Source organism: Marinomonas ostreistagni, assembly GCF_016461785.1.
Taxonomy (GTDB): domain Bacteria; phylum Pseudomonadota; class Gammaproteobacteria; order Pseudomonadales; family Marinomonadaceae; genus Marinomonas; species Marinomonas ostreistagni_A.
The window spans coordinates 42,328-58,506 of the sequence record NZ_JAEMUH010000014.1 but is presented as its reverse complement, the minus strand read 5'-3'; the positions used below and the strand labels follow the sequence as shown (position 1 = coordinate 58,506).

The 16,179-nt window shown below is 42.8% G+C and carries 17 protein-coding genes; 2 read left to right on the top strand and 15 right to left on the bottom strand.

Translation table 11 applies throughout. The annotated features are described in order from the left end of the window. Positions 1–98: 98 nt before the first annotated feature. Positions 99–836, top strand: coding sequence for a CLCA_X family protein (locus JHD44_RS14570; protein ID WP_199463498.1), 738 nt, complete (start codon positions 99–101; stop codon positions 834–836). A 32-nt stretch (positions 837–868) separates the two neighbouring features. On the opposite strand, the gene JHD44_RS14565 is transcribed toward JHD44_RS14570, so the two are convergent. From JHD44_RS14565 to dinG, 15 genes are all read right to left on the bottom strand, one after another. Next, complete coding sequence (locus JHD44_RS14565; RefSeq protein WP_199463497.1) at positions 869–1,063, bottom strand: hypothetical protein; 195 nt, start codon at positions 1,061–1,063, stop codon at positions 869–871. Positions 1,064–1,788: 725 nt separating this feature from the next. Further along, positions 1,789–2,481: a pyrimidine 5'-nucleotidase gene (yjjG, locus tag JHD44_RS14560; RefSeq protein ID WP_199463496.1), complete on the bottom strand. Its 693-nt coding sequence runs from the start codon at positions 2,479–2,481 to the stop codon at positions 1,789–1,791. Further along, positions 2,465–3,028 carry an inosine/xanthosine triphosphatase gene (yjjX, locus tag JHD44_RS14555; protein ID WP_199463495.1) on the bottom strand — a complete coding sequence of 188 codons (564 nt, stop codon included), beginning with the start codon at positions 3,026–3,028 and terminating at the stop codon, positions 2,465–2,467. The genes yjjG and yjjX overlap by 17 nt, the downstream gene beginning before the upstream one ends. A gap of 47 nt (positions 3,029–3,075) precedes the next feature. Beyond that, positions 3,076–4,176: a chorismate synthase gene (aroC, locus tag JHD44_RS14550; RefSeq protein ID WP_133559705.1), complete on the bottom strand. Its 1,101-nt coding sequence runs from the start codon at positions 4,174–4,176 to the stop codon at positions 3,076–3,078. A 9-nt stretch (positions 4,177–4,185) separates the two neighbouring features. Further along, entirely contained in the window at positions 4,186–5,094 is a 909-nt protein-coding gene (gene prmB / locus JHD44_RS14545; protein WP_199463494.1) for a 50S ribosomal protein L3 N(5)-glutamine methyltransferase, read from the bottom strand. Between the two features lie 57 nt (positions 5,095–5,151). Next, a complete protein-coding gene (locus JHD44_RS14540) occupies positions 5,152–5,889 on the bottom strand; it encodes a hypothetical protein (protein ID WP_199463493.1) in 738 nt (245 codons plus the stop codon). Positions 5,890–5,990: 101 nt separating this feature from the next. Next, positions 5,991–6,917: a patatin-like phospholipase family protein gene (locus tag JHD44_RS14535; protein ID WP_199463492.1), complete on the bottom strand. Its 927-nt coding sequence runs from the start codon at positions 6,915–6,917 to the stop codon at positions 5,991–5,993. 26 nt (positions 6,918–6,943) lie between these two features. Then, positions 6,944–7,753 (bottom strand): DUF4892 domain-containing protein, encoded by an 810-nt coding sequence (locus JHD44_RS14530; RefSeq protein WP_199463491.1) that lies wholly within the window; start codon positions 7,751–7,753, stop codon positions 6,944–6,946. 32 nt (positions 7,754–7,785) lie between these two features. Further along, a complete protein-coding gene (locus tag JHD44_RS14525; RefSeq protein WP_199463490.1) occupies positions 7,786–8,646 on the bottom strand; it encodes an alpha/beta fold hydrolase in 861 nt (286 codons plus the stop codon). A 19-nt stretch (positions 8,647–8,665) separates the two neighbouring features. Next, on the bottom strand, positions 8,666–9,139 hold the full coding sequence (gene sixA, locus JHD44_RS14520) for a phosphohistidine phosphatase SixA (RefSeq protein ID WP_199463489.1): 474 nt from the start codon (positions 9,137–9,139) through the stop codon (positions 8,666–8,668). Between the two features lies 1 nt (position 9,140). Next, positions 9,141–9,416: a DUF4389 domain-containing protein gene (locus tag JHD44_RS14515; protein WP_199463488.1), complete on the bottom strand. Its 276-nt coding sequence runs from the start codon at positions 9,414–9,416 to the stop codon at positions 9,141–9,143. Continuing rightward, positions 9,409–10,440 carry an NAD(P)H-dependent glycerol-3-phosphate dehydrogenase gene (locus JHD44_RS14510; RefSeq protein WP_199463487.1) on the bottom strand — a complete coding sequence of 344 codons (1,032 nt, stop codon included), beginning with the start codon at positions 10,438–10,440 and terminating at the stop codon, positions 9,409–9,411. Before JHD44_RS14510 ends, JHD44_RS14515 begins: the two co-directional genes overlap by 8 nt. 19 nt (positions 10,441–10,459) lie before the next feature. After that, positions 10,460–11,875, bottom strand: coding sequence for a protein adenylyltransferase SelO (locus JHD44_RS14505; protein ID WP_199463486.1), 1,416 nt, complete (start codon positions 11,873–11,875; stop codon positions 10,460–10,462). A 9-nt stretch (positions 11,876–11,884) separates the two neighbouring features. Beyond that, positions 11,885–13,216 (bottom strand): DEAD/DEAH box helicase, encoded by a 1,332-nt coding sequence (locus JHD44_RS14500; protein WP_199463485.1) that lies wholly within the window; start codon positions 13,214–13,216, stop codon positions 11,885–11,887. 88 nt (positions 13,217–13,304) lie between these two features. Beyond that, positions 13,305–15,428 (bottom strand): ATP-dependent DNA helicase DinG, encoded by a 2,124-nt coding sequence (gene dinG / locus JHD44_RS14495; protein WP_199463484.1) that lies wholly within the window; start codon positions 15,426–15,428, stop codon positions 13,305–13,307. A gap of 70 nt (positions 15,429–15,498) precedes the next feature. Between dinG and lexA the strand changes: the two genes are divergently transcribed. After that, positions 15,499–16,125: a transcriptional repressor LexA gene (gene lexA / locus JHD44_RS14490; protein ID WP_199463483.1), complete on the top strand. Its 627-nt coding sequence runs from the start codon at positions 15,499–15,501 to the stop codon at positions 16,123–16,125. Positions 16,126–16,179: the final 54 nt, after the last annotated feature.

Below are 16,179 nucleotides of genomic sequence, written 5' to 3'. Positions count from 1 at the left end.
TAATTACACGAATTTAAAGAGTTAAATATGAATCAAACATGCATCCCTATGATAAAATTTAGAGACACACTTCAAATTATCCTAATACACTAACATTCATGAACTTTGTCGAAATACGACGTCAATTTGGCTTTAAAAGCATTGAACTTGGTCATTGGGTGACACCAAAAGAGCGTGATAGAGCAGCCTTAAATTTTTATCAAGCTTTAATGGATCTGATGCATGTTTTAAAAGTTCCAGAATCTGTAATCTCCCTAAAAGGATCTTTGGGGTTGCAGTACGGTAAAGGCGGGCAGTTAGGTGTTTCCGCTCACTACATGCCTGCAGTTAAAAAACTTTCGCTAGCGAAGAATGCTGGAGCCGGTAGTCTTGCGCATGAGTGGTTTCATGCATTTGATCACTACATGGCAGACAAGATGTTTCCTATTGCAGACCGCATGGTATTCGCCTCGAAACTATGGTTAAACGATTACCCATATGGGCCTCATACCCTGAATACATTACTGGCTCAATGTTACGAAACGATTTTGTTGTCAGTTGACGGTAAGGAGCCAAGTCCGCTGTTTATTTGTTCAAGAGAAACAGATATTCGACTGAATAGTTTCTACTACTCAAAGCCAGAAGAAATATGTGCACGTGCGTTTGAAGCGTATATTGAGGACTGTTTACCCAATAGTCGTTTCTTGGTGAGAGGTACAATAGAAACAGATGAAGCCAAACTTGGTTTATATCCAAATGGTGAGCAGCGTTTGATGATCAATGAGATGTTCCAACAGTATTTTTCAATACTGGGTGATGCCTTAGTGAGTAGACAAAGGAAGCAGGTCAATCAGTAATGTTTTATTGATCCTGCCTCCAGTAGCATTCATCACCTAGGATTTAACTCACTTTGGGGAGGTGGTGTTTCGCTTTTTGCATTAGGATTTAATGGGCGAATACCTGCATCAGTACGTACAAAACCAATGTCACGCAAAACGTGATTATCAAGATGACTGAAAGTTTGGTTAAGGCGACGTTGTTCAACGTATTCTTTAACTAAATTTAATAATGCGATAAAACTCATAATATTCTCCTAAATAGGGAGATCATGAGAATTTACGAGGAGTGGACTTAATTGCTTGTTTGACCGCGTAAATTCTCGCGATCAATGTAATAAACAACACTAAACGCGAATGCCAGAAGCCTTATTGGCTGTTCGGACATAAATTCGAGACGCAGTTGTAGATGTTGTCATGATGGAATGCATGCAAGTCATAATGGCCTCCGAATCGGTTTAGGGTTAAATGGAATGTCTTTATAAGACTTTGTTATTAACTCGTTTTTAAGACGAGATGTCAATCGAATGATTAAGAAATAAACAAGGATGGCTACTGATAGAATCGGATCATACGAGCTGTGAGCGATTTGAGCATTGTTTCTCCAATGAAATTGAGTCGTACAATCAGACGCTAGTCAGCTATGTTGGCTTTATTTTCTTTGCTGGAGTCTTGCTTACGAGCTAACTCCTGTCAGCGATAAAAATATATTTAATCCCGATAGAATCGGGGCGTACGAAACGGAATACGGCGTACGAGCTGACCCCAGTCAGCGATAAAAGAATTTATTTCCCCGATAGACTTAGGTTGTACAAAAGATGAATTCGTTTTGACGAATCATCTTGTAAAACGTACGGTTTTATAATTTTACTTTGAGTCTAATAAGAAATTACGAGAAAAGGCCTTAATTACTAATATTATGTTATTTCCGATAATAACATTTATCGGAAATATTAGACCTATTCTAGATCTATTAAAGCTCTAATAATGCCATCAGGTCTTTTAAAGACTTAATTTCATACGTTGGCTTAATCTGTTCATCAGTAAGTTGTTCGTTGTGGAGATTTAGCCAGCACGTCTGAATACCTGCCCGTTGTCCTCCAACAATATCTGAAGCAAACGTATCTCCGATCATTAGCACGCGACTCTTTTGGTCTTGATGGATATTTAGTTTATCCAGAGTATGTTTAAAAACGCGTTCATCTGGTTTTGCAAAGCCAACTTGTTCAGAAATAATTACGTGGTCAAATACATCAGCCAATCCCGTTTTATTTAATCGGCGTTGCTGTAAGGCTGTGAAGCCATTGGTGAGTATAGAAAGACTTTTTCGTTTAGCTCTTAACGTTTCTAGTAACAATTTAGCATGTGGCAACGGTTCGCAAATTTCAGCCATGCTGTCTAAAAAACGCTCATTGAGCTCCTGAGGATTTATATTAAGCTTTTTAGACCAGTGGCTAAATCGCACAGTTTGCAATGTGTCGGCACTTATCTCTCCGTTTTGATATTGCACCCATAATGGCTTATTGGTTTGTTGGTAGAACTCATAATCTTCCAAATTAAACTGCACATCAAAATTGGCAAACATGTGCTTAAGCCCTTTAAAAGCATCGAATTCAAATAATGTGTGGTCCGCATCAAAAATATAGAAATCATACAGGTAATTCATAAAACATCTCACTGTGTAAAAACGGCGCGAGAGCTAACACTAACCCTTGCATATAAACACTTTCACGGGTTTCGATATGGTTTGTCAAAACACCGATAGCACCGCCCTTTTGTCTTATATTGTGCTGATTGAATATATCGTCCATCACATGAGCTAACTCTTCGCCTTGTTCAAGGCGTTGATAGACGAACTGAGGTAACGGTAAATTGGCTGTGCGTCCTGTGATCATTCGCCCTTGCTGATTACGGACGGTGATGTATGCGTAGGTTGCGGGTCCTTCATCAAAATAATCCACGCCACCTTCCATAGCCACGTAGTAATCGTATTTCTGTTGGCTATCAAAATGGGCACAATAAGTCGCTCGGTTTTGTGCTCCAAGCTTGGTATCTTGCTCATTCATAGGTTGATCAGCAACACCTGATGGAGCGTTAAGATCTTCACAATGAATAGCATGATCAGGGAATGCCTTAGCGAATGCTTTCATCGCGGCCCCTTTCTTAACGGGATTGGTAGAGCCTACTAATACTCTAATTACTACGCTCGACATACAGTTCTCCTTAAAGCAAAAAGGTCGCAATTGCGACCTTTTGTATTTTATTCGGCTTGGCCTTTAATAATGGGTGTCTCACAATGGACATCGGCATTTTGCCCTCGATGGCGTAATGCATGATCCATAATGGTTAACGCAAGCATCGCCTCAGCAATTGGTGTCGCTCGAATGCCGACACAAGGGTCATGACGCCCTTTTGTAATGACGTCTATCGCTTGACCTGAGCGGTCAATGCTTTTACCTGGAATTGTAATACTTGACGTTGGTTTTAATGCCATGTGTACCACAATATCTTGACCAGAGGACAAGCCACCAACTACACCGCCGGCATGGTTCGATAAGAAACCTTCTGGAGTCATTTCATCACGATGTTGGCTTCCTTTTTGCTCGATCACATCGAAACCATCACCGATTTCTACACCTTTCACAGCATTAATGCCCATCATGGCTTTAGCGATATCAGCGTCTAAACGATCAAATACTGGCTCACCTAAACCTGGCTGTACGTTTTTAGCAATGACAGTAATTTTAGCACCGACTGAATCGCCTTCACGGCGAAGGTTTACCATGTACTCTTCAAGCGTAGGAATGGCATCAGGATCAGGGCTAAAGAACGCATTCTCGTAGACTTGGCTTAAATCTTTAACATCCAATTTAATTGGACCAAGTTGAGACAAGAAACCTTGGATTTCGATGCCGTAGCGCTGTTTAAGCCATTTTTTAGCAATAGCTCCAGCCGCAACTCGCATCGCTGTTTCTCGTGCTGAAGAACGACCGCCACCGCGATAGTCACGGAAGCCAAACTTCTGGTCGTATACGTAATCAGCATGTGCAGGACGGAATGTTTCTTTGATATTGCCGTAGTCTTTTGAGCGTTGATCTGTGTTGCGAATTAACAGACCAATGGGGGTGCCTGTTGTTTTGCCTTCGAAAACACCTGATAAAATCTCTACTTCATCCGGCTCTCGGCGTTGCGTTGTATGTTTTGATGTGCCTGGTTTACGCAAATCTAAGTCGCGCTGAAGATCTGCTTCAGTCAACTCAAGTCCTGGAGGGCAACCATCAACGATTGCGCCTAGGGCTAAACCGTGGCTTTCCCCAAAAGTTGTGACTTTAAATAACGTACCAAATGTATTGCCAGCCATGTTGTCTAGTTACTCTTGTTGTAGGGTTTTCAATTCTTCTTTGGTTAACACGAAGACACCGTTACCACCGTTCTCTAATTCTACCCACATAAATGGTGTATCAGGGTACGCTTCTTGTAATGCAACTTCACTGTTGCCCACTTCATAGACAACAATGCCATTGTCATGAAGGTAATCCGCCGCTTGCGCTAGGAATGCTCTAGTGAAGTCCAAACCATCATCGCCCGATGTTAGGGCTAATTGTGGTTCGTTGTGAAATTCTCTTGGTGCAGTATTGTAGTCATTCGCATCCACATAAGGCGGGTTACAAATAATCAAATCGTACTGCTTACCGGATAATGCATTAAACATATCGGAGTGGATAGCATGTACACGGTCTTCCACCTCATGCATAGCGATGTTTTGCAAAGCCACATCCAATGCCGCGTCACTAACGTCAGTAATGTCTACTTCGGCTTCATCAAAGGTTAACGCTGCTGCGATGCCTAAACACCCAGATCCAGTGCACATATCAAGAATGGACAGCGGGTATTGCTCTAACCATGGGGCAAATTGATTCTCGATTAGAGCCATAATTGGCGAGCGAGGAATCAAGGTGTCTTTAGTAACCTTAAACGGTAGCCCCATAAACCATGCTTCGCCTAATAGGTACGGCAATGGTTCACGATTGTTTATGCGGCGATCTACCAATTTTAAGATCCGCTTTTTCTCATCATGGGTTAAGCGACTGTCCAAGTGTTCCTTTGGAAAATCTAAAGGCAATGAAAGCGCTCCAAGAACCAGCTGAACAGCTTCATCCCAAGGATTGTCTGTACCGTGGCCATAAAAAATATCAGAACGACGAAAACGAGAATACGTCCAGCGGATGTAATCTTGAATGGTCAATAAATCCTTTATGGCGGATTGGTGTCTACTCATAGCAATATCTTATGCGTTAAAAATGCGTGTCATTATAGCGATAATCCCCGCTAGACTCTATGAATCTGAAGATTTTGTCGCCACGCTTTCTGCAAGCTTTGAGACTTGTTTGATTGCACTGTTTAAAAGCTGATCGTTTTGCTTTTTTAAGCGCTGAACTTCTGCTTGGCTGTCCATTAAAAGCTGTTTTAACTGGGAAATTTCATTATCCTGTTTGGCTAGATCAACTTGCGCTTGATGGAGTTTGGTGTCTGCTTCTCTCTGAGTTTGCTTCCATTGTTCAATTTCCGATTCGAGTACCCTGTTTCGAGTTAATGAATACTCTAGTCGTTCTTCTAGTGCTTTTTGGCCTTGTTGCAATTCATTACAGCGGGTCTCAAATATCTGCTTTTGTTCAAGGGTTGTTTCTAGCGCTTGTTGAGAGTTAATAAAAGATTCTGATAGGGAGCGCTCTCTTCCTTCAATAGATGATTGTCTAAGAGATAGTTTCTCTTCATGCGCAGTAATCTGTTCATCCAGGATGATAGAAAGTGATTGAATAATATCTCTTTCGAAGCGCTTGAAGGTTGGAGCAAAATGCTCGGTGACTTCTTTCAGCTCATTCTCTTGATGTTCTTTATACGATTCTTCCCATTCGCAGATGGCGTTTAGCAATGTTGTATTCGAGCAGCCGCGACCATCAAGGTTTTTAAAGTAGTCACTCAACCGTGGAATGTTAGGAAAGATGTTCTGCTCAATAAGATCCCAGCAGGCTTGGATGATTTCTTCTTTCGCTATATTTGCCTTACGAGCCATAACAATAAAACCTTAGATAAAATAATAATGAAAAATATTATACTTATTTTATCTTTTATATCTATGTTTGGAGCTCATATCATAGTTGCGAAATAATAAAGTTAGCTCGGGAAAGAAAAGTAGTCGCGTTTAGGTGACTCTAGTTGCGCTAAAGCATCGGTTGTGACTTTATGTCCGAGCTCGATTAATTCTTTTGAACGCCAGAACTCATAGAAATTGCAGGCGTCCTTGGGTAATGAAATCAATAAGTTTGGAGGATATCCTGCTATTTTGTATTGTGTGAGAGACTCTTGCATCGTCTCAAACATCATATTAATAGTTTGAATTCGCCCCCAATTATGAGTGTCATATCGGGTTTCTGGTTCAAGGTCAGTCTCTGAGCCGTCTTCTGTTTTACCAAAGAAATCTTTGACACTTCGCCACCATTCAGCTTCTTGCTCTGGCTGGACAACCTCAGATTCAGGCAGCTCTTGAGCTGGCCCGTTAAGGTCCACAGCGATAATGTAATCAGCTCCAGCCGACACGGTCGGTATAATGGGAAGTGGGTTGAGCACACCACCATCAACATAAACTCTACCGCCAACTTGTACTGGACTAACAATAGAAGGCACCGCAGAAGATGCACGCATAGCTTTTAACAGGCTACCCTTTTGAAACCAAAATTCCTTTTGGCTAAGTAAATCGACGCCTATTGCGGTAAATGGTCGAGGTAGTTCCTCTATGTTAATGTCGTCTCCTAACAACTCTTCGATCACTTTAAAATAGCGATCGCCTCTCACATATCCACCCATTAGCACCGCCATATCAAGTAGCTTTAGCACATGAAATCGATCTAAAGATTCTGCCCATTCTTGATATTCTTTAAGCTTGCCTGAGAGGTAAATCCCGCCAATAATAGAACCAATCGAACAGCCTGATATGGAAATAATTTCATACCCTTGTTGCTCAAGTGCGTTTATTACACCGATATGAGCGTGACCACGAGCCGCACCGCTCCCGAGTACTAATGAAACGGTTTTTCCTGCCATATAATCTATTCCTTTGATGCTCGTACTTATTGATTACGAATAAAAACAACTCGATCCGAACCGAGTGCAGGGTCACCCATGTCGGCCAAGTTAATAAAACGCACGTCACGTCGCTCTTCGGGACTTAAACCCAATTGAATATCATGAATATATTGATCTCCAACGCTTACCGCTGTTCGGTTATCAGCCTTACTTGTCACAAAGCCAATAATTGAACTTAGATCGATTGTTTCAGATAAAAAACGTCGAATTCTTGGGATATCGTTAGCATTAAATTGGGCAAGAATAGCAATATTCTGCTCACTGTCTTGGGGGATGATCTCATCAATTCTCACCATAACATCACCAGCCCCACGGCGATTCAGGTATACGACCCAGTAGTGTTGTTGAGCGTCTTTTGCTACCCACAAAGTCTGACTAGAGTCGGCACCGTAAAGCAAATAGTCATTAAAGAAGTTGTTTGCCCAAGCATTTGAGCTACCGCATGAGCGGCTATGGCACTCAAAAAGGAGCTCAACACCATCTAAATTTCGAATAGCTTGATCATAAAAAGACTCAACCGATTCCATTGGAACATTGCGACCGATTTTATAAAGTGTTCTAACAGATGAGCCTTCAACAACTGTTACTTTTTCGGGCTCCCAACCTCGTCCCGAGCGGTATATCTTAGCCAAAGGAATTTCAAAACTGGCGTTTTCTACTGGCGTGCTCTTAACAATCTGAGCACTTCGATACACAGGGATCTCTTGTTGGTTGTTAGAGGCTTCTGTTGCAAAGACAACCGTGCTGCTTAGACAACAAGCTGCCGTGAACGCGGTGACAAAGTTACGTAACATATTGCTCACTCCTTAACACGGTTATACGAATATTAATTCTGGTCGATAAATCGATGAATTTCCTGTGCAACCGAATAGCAAGTTTCAGACTCTAGGTGGAAGTGATGACTACCATCGAGAAACTGCACTTTTATCCAAGGGAACATTTGAGTACGTCGTTTAAGTAAATCTGGTTCATTTCTATAAAAGCCTTGATTCGCCAACAAGGCCAGAGTTGGACATTTAATAGAAGAAATATAAGCCTCCACAGAGGCCTCATCCATACGATATGGTGAAGGGAATGATAGCTTTGAATCTGATCGCCATACCCATTCTCCATTTCTTACCGTTGAACCACGACTAACCAATAGATTGGCTGCTTCATAGCTAAGCTCTGTCATGCCATGCATCCTTGCGTAGACAAGATCCTCTTGGGATGGGTAATGAGTGTTTCTTAGAGTTCGTTGCTTCAACATTTTCTGCATAGCGCGCTTCATCGTAACAACACGCTCATCAGGAGTTGCAGTCGCGGGTCCAAGACTGTCTAAAACAATTAAGCCACGTACTTTTTCTGGTGCCAAAGCAGCGACCAGCATGCCAACTGCTCCCCCCATGCTATGCCCAATTAACCAAATAGGCTGAGAGCTGAGGTTCAAGATGCTAATAATATCTAATGCATAATCCCATAAATGGTAAAAACAACCATCTGGCCGGTGATCAGATAGACCATGCCCTGCAAGATCCACAGCCGATACATTATAATCAGATAAATAGCCAGCTAAATTCGTAAAGGACGCTGAATTATCTAGCCAGCCATGGAGCATCAGCAGCCTAAGAGCATTAGGGTTGCTTGATAGCCACTGTTGCCCCGCTAAGCTAGTGTGACCTAAGTTATATTGCGTATCATTAGACATAACTTATTAACTAAACTCTTTACAGATTTGGAGAGATTGCCCATCTAAATTGACAGCAAGCCGTTGCAAAGAGTTCCCCCTCAAGTGCAGCCATAGTTGCCGTTGTCATTTGAAAATCATAAGGCAATGGTTCATCCACTAACATGTCCACTAACTGATAAGCAAATGGCTGATGAGTAACCAATAATACAGAAGAAAAAGGTAAGTCGTGTAGCCACAAAGCCACATCGAGCGGTTTACCACTCGGCGTGATCAGGTCCACTGTTTGGAATTTTGCCCCTGTGCCTAATGTCTTAATGAACTCATTGGCAGTTTGCTGAGCACGAACATATGGACTGACAAAAATCGCTTCAAAGTCCTCTAGCTTCGCTGCAAACTGTTCCGCTGTTCGCTGTACCTCTTCAAATCCTTGCTGCGTCAGCTGACGCTGATCATCAGACTCATAACCATGAGGCTCGGCATGGCCGTGCCTCATGACGTATAACCGCTTCATCTTATTCGCCATCTTTGTCAGACCAAGGCTGGAAAGGAAATGGCTTTTCTTCTGTACTAAAAGACAAGAATGATACGATTTGCTTTACAAACACACCTGTAGAACGCACCCAATACGTTAAGCTTGAAAGTTCACACTTCGAAGCAAATTTAACGATGGTAGTTATAACAACTAAAAAACCGAACACCGTTAGGGCTAGGTTTAGAAGACACCAATAAATCAACATGAAAACGAGTCGGATCCAAAACTCTTGATTTGCGTAACCAGGTTTATTCATTTCTATTTACTCCAGCAGTTGCGAATTCTACATCCCATTTCTGTTCGCCGGTCATCATGCTACCGATTAAAGAATCTAAACTCGCGTTGTCAAAAATAAGTTTATACAAACCAGAAGCTAATGGCATATACAAGCCATGTTTATCCGCTTCTTCTACTACCATTTTTAGGGTATTTACACCTTCCGCAACTTCACCAATAGCTCCGATTGCCTTTTCCAGTTCTTCTCCTGAACCCAAAGCAAACCCTACTCGATAATTACGACTCAGTGGAGAGGTACAGGTAGCGATTAGATCTCCCATTCCTGCAAGGCCTAAAAAAGTCATTGGATTGGCACCAAAATGAACCGCAAAGCGACTCATTTCTGCAAGACTACGTGTCATAATCATCGCCATGGTGTTTTCACCCACTTTCATAGCTTTTGCTAAACCACAGACAATGGCATAAATGTTTTTCAAGGCGCCGGCTAATTCAACACCGGTGCTGTCACGGTTCTCATAGACTCTAAACGTCCGAGATTTAAGTAGCTCAATAACAGTAGTTCTAAGTGCATCATCATCACTGGCAATAACAGATCCGGTTAAATGGCCAGCAGCAATTTCTTTCGCTAAATTTGGACCACTTAATACGCCAATGCGCTCAGTGACACCGTTTCGCTTCAGAATATCACTCATAAGCTCGAAGCGATTAGGGTTGAAGCCTTTAGTCGTGCTGATCAATACCTGATTCGGTGTCAGCAACGGCTTAATTCTTTCCACGACCTGCTCAAATGATTTGGAGGGAATCGATACAAAGATCGTGTTACTGGTACGTATGGCTTCTTCCAAATTGCTCGTGGCAAGTAGCTCTTGATGTAACGGCGCATTAGGAAGATAACGGCTATTAAGTCCTGTTAAGTTAATCTCTTCCACTTGTTCTTCGTTGCGCATCCATTGGCTTACTTGGTGGCCATTTTTTGCCATGATGTTAGCCAACGCCGTACCGAAGCTACCACCACCTAATACACAAACTGATTGCTTATCCATATAAATATTTAACCTTACATTAAGATGAGCAGCTTACTTCTAGGTCTTTTCCCCATTCTGGGCTACGCATGGCCAAAGAGTTACTCTCTGGGTGCTCCTCAAAAGGACTAGATACGACCGCAAGCAGCTGACGAAATGGTAAATAGTTTCCCTTTTCAGCAGCTGTTATGACTTCATGAGCCAGATAATTTCTTAAAACAAATTTAGGGTTTACGTCCAGCATTTTATGCTGGGCATCATCTACTTGTGATTTATTGCGCACAGACCAATAGTAGTCAAGCCATTGAGACATTGCTTGCCTGTCGATCACCTTATCTAAGAGTAATTCTGGACTGTTAGGTGTTAAATGCGACAAAGATCTAAAAAACAATGAGTAATCGAGCTTTTCACGACGCAGTAGAGCAAATAACTTGTCCAGTAAAGGTTCGAGGTTTTCATCGACTTTAATACCAAGCTTTTGTGCCATCAAGTTATCGTAATGTTCTTGTAGGCAAGGTTCGTAATGCTTCAATACATCAATCAGATCGTCACGAGTTAAATGACCCGAGAAAGCGTGCATCAAACAGTTTAGGTTCCAAAGCCCTATCCCGGGTTGACGATGAAAAGCATATCGCCCTTCGTGATCGGAGTGATTACTAATCCAACGATCATTGAAATTTTCCATAAAACCAAACGGACCGTAATCGATGGTTTCTCCTAAAATAGAGAAATTATCGGTATTCATTACCCCATGCTGGAAACCATTCGCTTGCCACTTAGCGATCATGCGAGCGGTCCGCTCAACCACTTCAATAAGCATGGCTTTTATTGGAAATTCAGTGTTGAGACAATGCGGAAAATGATTTTCTAGAGTAAAGTCGATGAGGCGCTGTAGCTCTGCTGGCTTTTTATGAGCAAAAAAGTATTCAAAATGACCGAAGCGAATGTGTGTTTGAGCTGTCCGAATGAGCATAGCGCCGATTTCGGGACGCTCGCGATAGACGGTTTGTTTGCTATCGAACAATGCTAATGCTCTGGAAGTTGGAATACCAAGAGCAGCCATTGCTTCACTGGCTAAATATTCTCGAATAGATGAGCGAAGAACAGCCCTACCGTCACCCTGCCTGCTGAATGGTGTTTGTCCTGAGCCTTTTACGTGAAGATCGTGATAAGAGCCATCTTGAGCGATGACTTCTCCCAGAAGAACACCTCGGCCATCTCCGAGTTGTGGTGTAAAGCCACCAAATTGGTGACCCGCATAGACCATGCTCAGACTATCAGATAATGTGGCTTCACCAGATAAGATAGAAAGCGTCTGAGCGTTTGCAATATCAATGTCTAGATATTGAGCATGACGTTTGTTTATCTCAACCAACCGTTGCTCTTGCAACGGTTGTACATGGGTATGAGCACTAAACTCATTACCTAGTTGAGCAAAACGATGCTGCAAACGCATAAACTATTTCTAGTCCTGATCTCGAACGTATTCACAACGAATAGACGTACCGATGGTCGCTTCAATTTCAGGGATCATGAAAGAGTCGTCTTCAGTAGCGAAGCTTACTGATTTACCCATTTCACCACCGCGACCTGTACGACCGATGCGGTGTACGTAATCTTCAGGGTCATCAGGCAAAGCATAGTTAACAACCAGCTCAATGTTATCTACGTGAATACCACGACCAGCGACATCAGTCGCTACCAATACCTGAATACTTCCGTCTTTGAACTTGGCAAGGGTTTTAACGCGCTTATCTTGAGAAACCTCACCTGAAAGCATGGCACAGTTAATATTAGCCTTCTTCAGTTTTTCGTGGAGATCACGGGTCTCATCACGACGGTTCGCAAAAATAATAGTACGTTGACTACCATTCTCTTCGATTAGCTTTTTCAAGATTGGCCATTTTTGGTTATTAGAAACCGTGTAAATAACTTGATCGATATTTTTATTCGTCGTTTCTTTAGGGACAACAGACACTTCTTTCGGGTGGAAGGTCCACTGACGAGCCAATGCCTGAATGTCTTTCGGGAAGGTTGCACTAAACAGCATGGTCTGACGACGCTCTTTGTGAGGCGTCATGCGAATAATGCTTTTTACATCAGGGATAAAGCCCATAGATAGCATACGGTCAGCTTCATCTAGAACCACACATTCCACTTTGTTAAGCATCACTTTCTTGCTGCGTGCGAAATCAAGTAAACGACCTGGCGTGGCAACAATTAGATCAACATATTCTGTTTCAAGCTGCTGACGCTGTTTTTCATAGTTCATGCCACCCACTAATGACACAACGTTTAAGTTTGTGTACTTAGTCAGTTTTTCTGCTTCATCAGCGATTTGCAAAGCAAGCTCACGAGTTGGTGCAATGATCAAACCACGTGGGAAGTTATTCGCACGATCACCGTCAGTTGGGTAATCTAAGAAATCACTTATCATCGCAATCAAGAACGCGGCTGTCTTACCGGTGCCCGTTTGAGCTTGACCAATCAGGTCATAACCTTGGAGTGTAGCAGGTAGTGTTGCTGCTTGGATCTCACTGCAGTATTCAAACCCCATGGTTTGAATAGCTCTCATCACACGATCGGGTAGATTCATGTCATGAAAACGCACTTTGCCTTCTACTTCAGCAACCTTAAAGTCTTTAATTGACCAAAGTTCTCCATTAGACGTTTTTTCAGCAGTTGGAGTATCAGCTCCCGAAGCGTTAGCACTGCTTTTGTTGTGTTTGCGACGGGGTCTACGTTGGCGCTTTGGTCCCTTTGATGCAGGGCGCGCGGCTTCTTGCTGTTTTTCCATGTGAGAGTCTTTAATCTCTTTTGAATGAATGTAATTACTCAGGCATGAAGTGTACCTAAATGGTAGCTCTTTATCACCTTTAGTTTGGTTAAATCTGTTTGTAAGGCGGCAAGCTATTGATTAATTGCCTACCATAGCGCTTCGTATGTAAGCGCTTATCCAGAATGTGAATTTCACCGCTGTCTGTTTCACTTCTTAGTAAACGCCCCGTTGCCTGAACAAGTCGCAACGAGGCATCAGGAATTGTAATTTCCATAAATGGGTTACCACCGCGATGCTGAATCCACTCTGCTAGTGTGGCTTCAACTGGATCATCTGGAACTGCAAATGGGATTTTGGCGATATATACACGTGTTAAGTACTTACCAGGTAAATCAACGCCTTCCGCAAAGCTTGCCAAGCCAAATAACAAACTGCCTTTGTCACCATCTATAGCGTCTTTGTGGCTTTCCAAAATAATGCGCTTCGACTGCTCCCCCTGAATCAGCAGAATGTCTTTAAGGTTATCTTTAAGGCCAGCTGCTACCTCTTCCATTTGACGCCGCGAGGAAAACAACACTAAGGATCCAAGTGATGTATCGACGTTATCGTTCAAGTATGTGATTAGCTCTTTTGTATGAGCTTCTGCATGATTGGGCTCGGACATCATATTCGGAACAACCAGCGTGCCCTTGTTCTGAAAATCAAAGGGACTGACTACTCTTAGGTATTCGCTTTCTCTTGGCACACCGGAGCGCATATTAAAACGATGAAATTCGTTTAACGCAGTCAGTGTGGCCGATGTCACCACAGCACCAAAACACTTATCCCACAGTTGCATTCTCAGCGTATGTGCAGCCAAGATCGGTGATCCACCCAGTTCTATATCCTGCTCAAGTCCTTGCCCAACCACCAGTAACCAGCGAGCGTTTGGGGGATAGTTTTGGTCGTCCAGCGCCGCATAGAGCTTCCAAAGTTCCACACAAGCTTCTAAGCGACCAAGGATAACACCAAGGATAGGCAGCCAGTTTTCAGCGGTTTCTTCACTTAATCCCATCCCTTCGTTTTGTTTTACCTTTTTACATTCATCTTGAATGTTCTCTATTTGGTTAAACAGTTTTTGATAGGAAGTAGATAGACTGTAAGCAAGCTGCCTTAATTCATCAGGAATCACTCCAAACTCAAAACGATGCTGTCGAGAGTCTTCGTCTAACCCCAAATTCTGAATAAACGGAGCAAGCCCTTGCTGTGCATATTGAATAAAATTGATCGTGCTTTGTATCTGCTGTGGCAATTTTAGAAGGATTTGCCCCGTTAGACTGACCTCATCGGTCAGTTCTTGACGAAGGTTGATCAAATTCTTGTCTAGCTGCTTAAGCCAACTAATGCTTTGCTGAAGGCGAACCTCATGACGGAAATGACCGATGGCTTTGTCCGGTAAATGATGCCCCTCATCAAACACATAAATGGTTTCTTTGGGATCGGATAAGATCGCACCACCGCCCAATGATAAGTCAGCCAATACCAGATCGTGGTTGGCCACAATGACATCGGCCGTCTCTAACTCGGCTCTGGCTTTAAAAAATGGGCAGGCTGAAAAATTCGCACAATTTCGGTTCGTACATTGCTGATGATCGGTGGTTAAACGTCGCCAATCCTGCTCACGGATAATGCCCTCCCAATTATCTTTGTCTCCATCCCACTTACCGTCACGAAGCGAATCATCCATTTCTTGGTACAAAACGGTATTCACGTCATCGGGGGTTAAGTGTTGCTCAAACAGGCCTGCGAACATATCTTCTGTCGCTTGATCTTCCGCACTCAAAAAACTCTCTAAATTATTTAAGCAAAGGTATCGGCCACGACCTTTGGCCAAGGTATAGCGAAATGCGTAATCGGTATATTCTAGTAGGCTTGGTAGCTCTTTATGGAGAATCTGCTCCTGTAGCGCGACAGTGGCTGTTGATATGATTAATTTGAGCCCTTTGGCTTTCGCAATAGGGATCGCTGATAAACAGTAAGACAGTGTTTTACCTGTACCTGTTCCAGCCTCAACCACGGCCACATGCTTCTCCCCAAGCCTTTCACCTTCTGACCCTTGTCGTATATTGCCAAGCGTTCGTGCAATCGTTGCAATCATATGGCGTTGGCCAACACGTGCTTTATGTCCTTTGGCTTCAAGATAAGCGCGATACGCTGTTTGAATATTTTCTTTTATTGAGTCTGAAAGCATGGAATATAGTTGAGCAATTGATTGATAGCTGTATATAATAACAGTAACTGTATAAACAAACAGATGCCGTATGATTAAATTAACAAAAAGACAGTCTGACGTACTAGAAACAATTCGCGAATTTATTAGCGAAACAGGCTTCCCGCCTACTCGTGCTGAAATTGCGGCACGTTTAGGCTTTCGTTCCCCAAACGCTGCAGAAGAACATTTAAAAGCGCTTAGCAAAAAAGGCGCAATTGAAATGCTATCTGGTGCCTCTCGTGGTATTCGCCTTGTCGAGCAAGAAGCGCCCGTTAGTGCGAACGATGAAGCTGGCACGTTACCAATCGTTGGGCGAGTGGCTGCAGGCTATCCCATTTTGGCACAAGAAAACATTGATTCCAGAATACCTATCGCTGCCGCAATGTTCTCGCCAAAAGCAGACTATTTACTGTCTGTTAACGGCATGAGCATGAAAGACGCAGGCATTTTAGATGGTGACCTGATCGCTGTCCATAAAACTCACACTGTTCGAAATGGTCAGATTGTGGTGGCACGCATTGGAGACGAAGTCACCGTTAAGCGATTTGAACAAAAGGGTCGTGAAGTGCGTTTAATTCCAGAGAACGAAGAATTTAATGACATTATCGTAGACCTTGAGAGCGAAGACTTTGCCATTGAAGGGCTATCAGTTGGCGTTATCCGACGAGGCCATTAATCAATCCATCAAAAGCCTCTAGCGATAGAGGCTTTTTTTATGACATTTTCACCA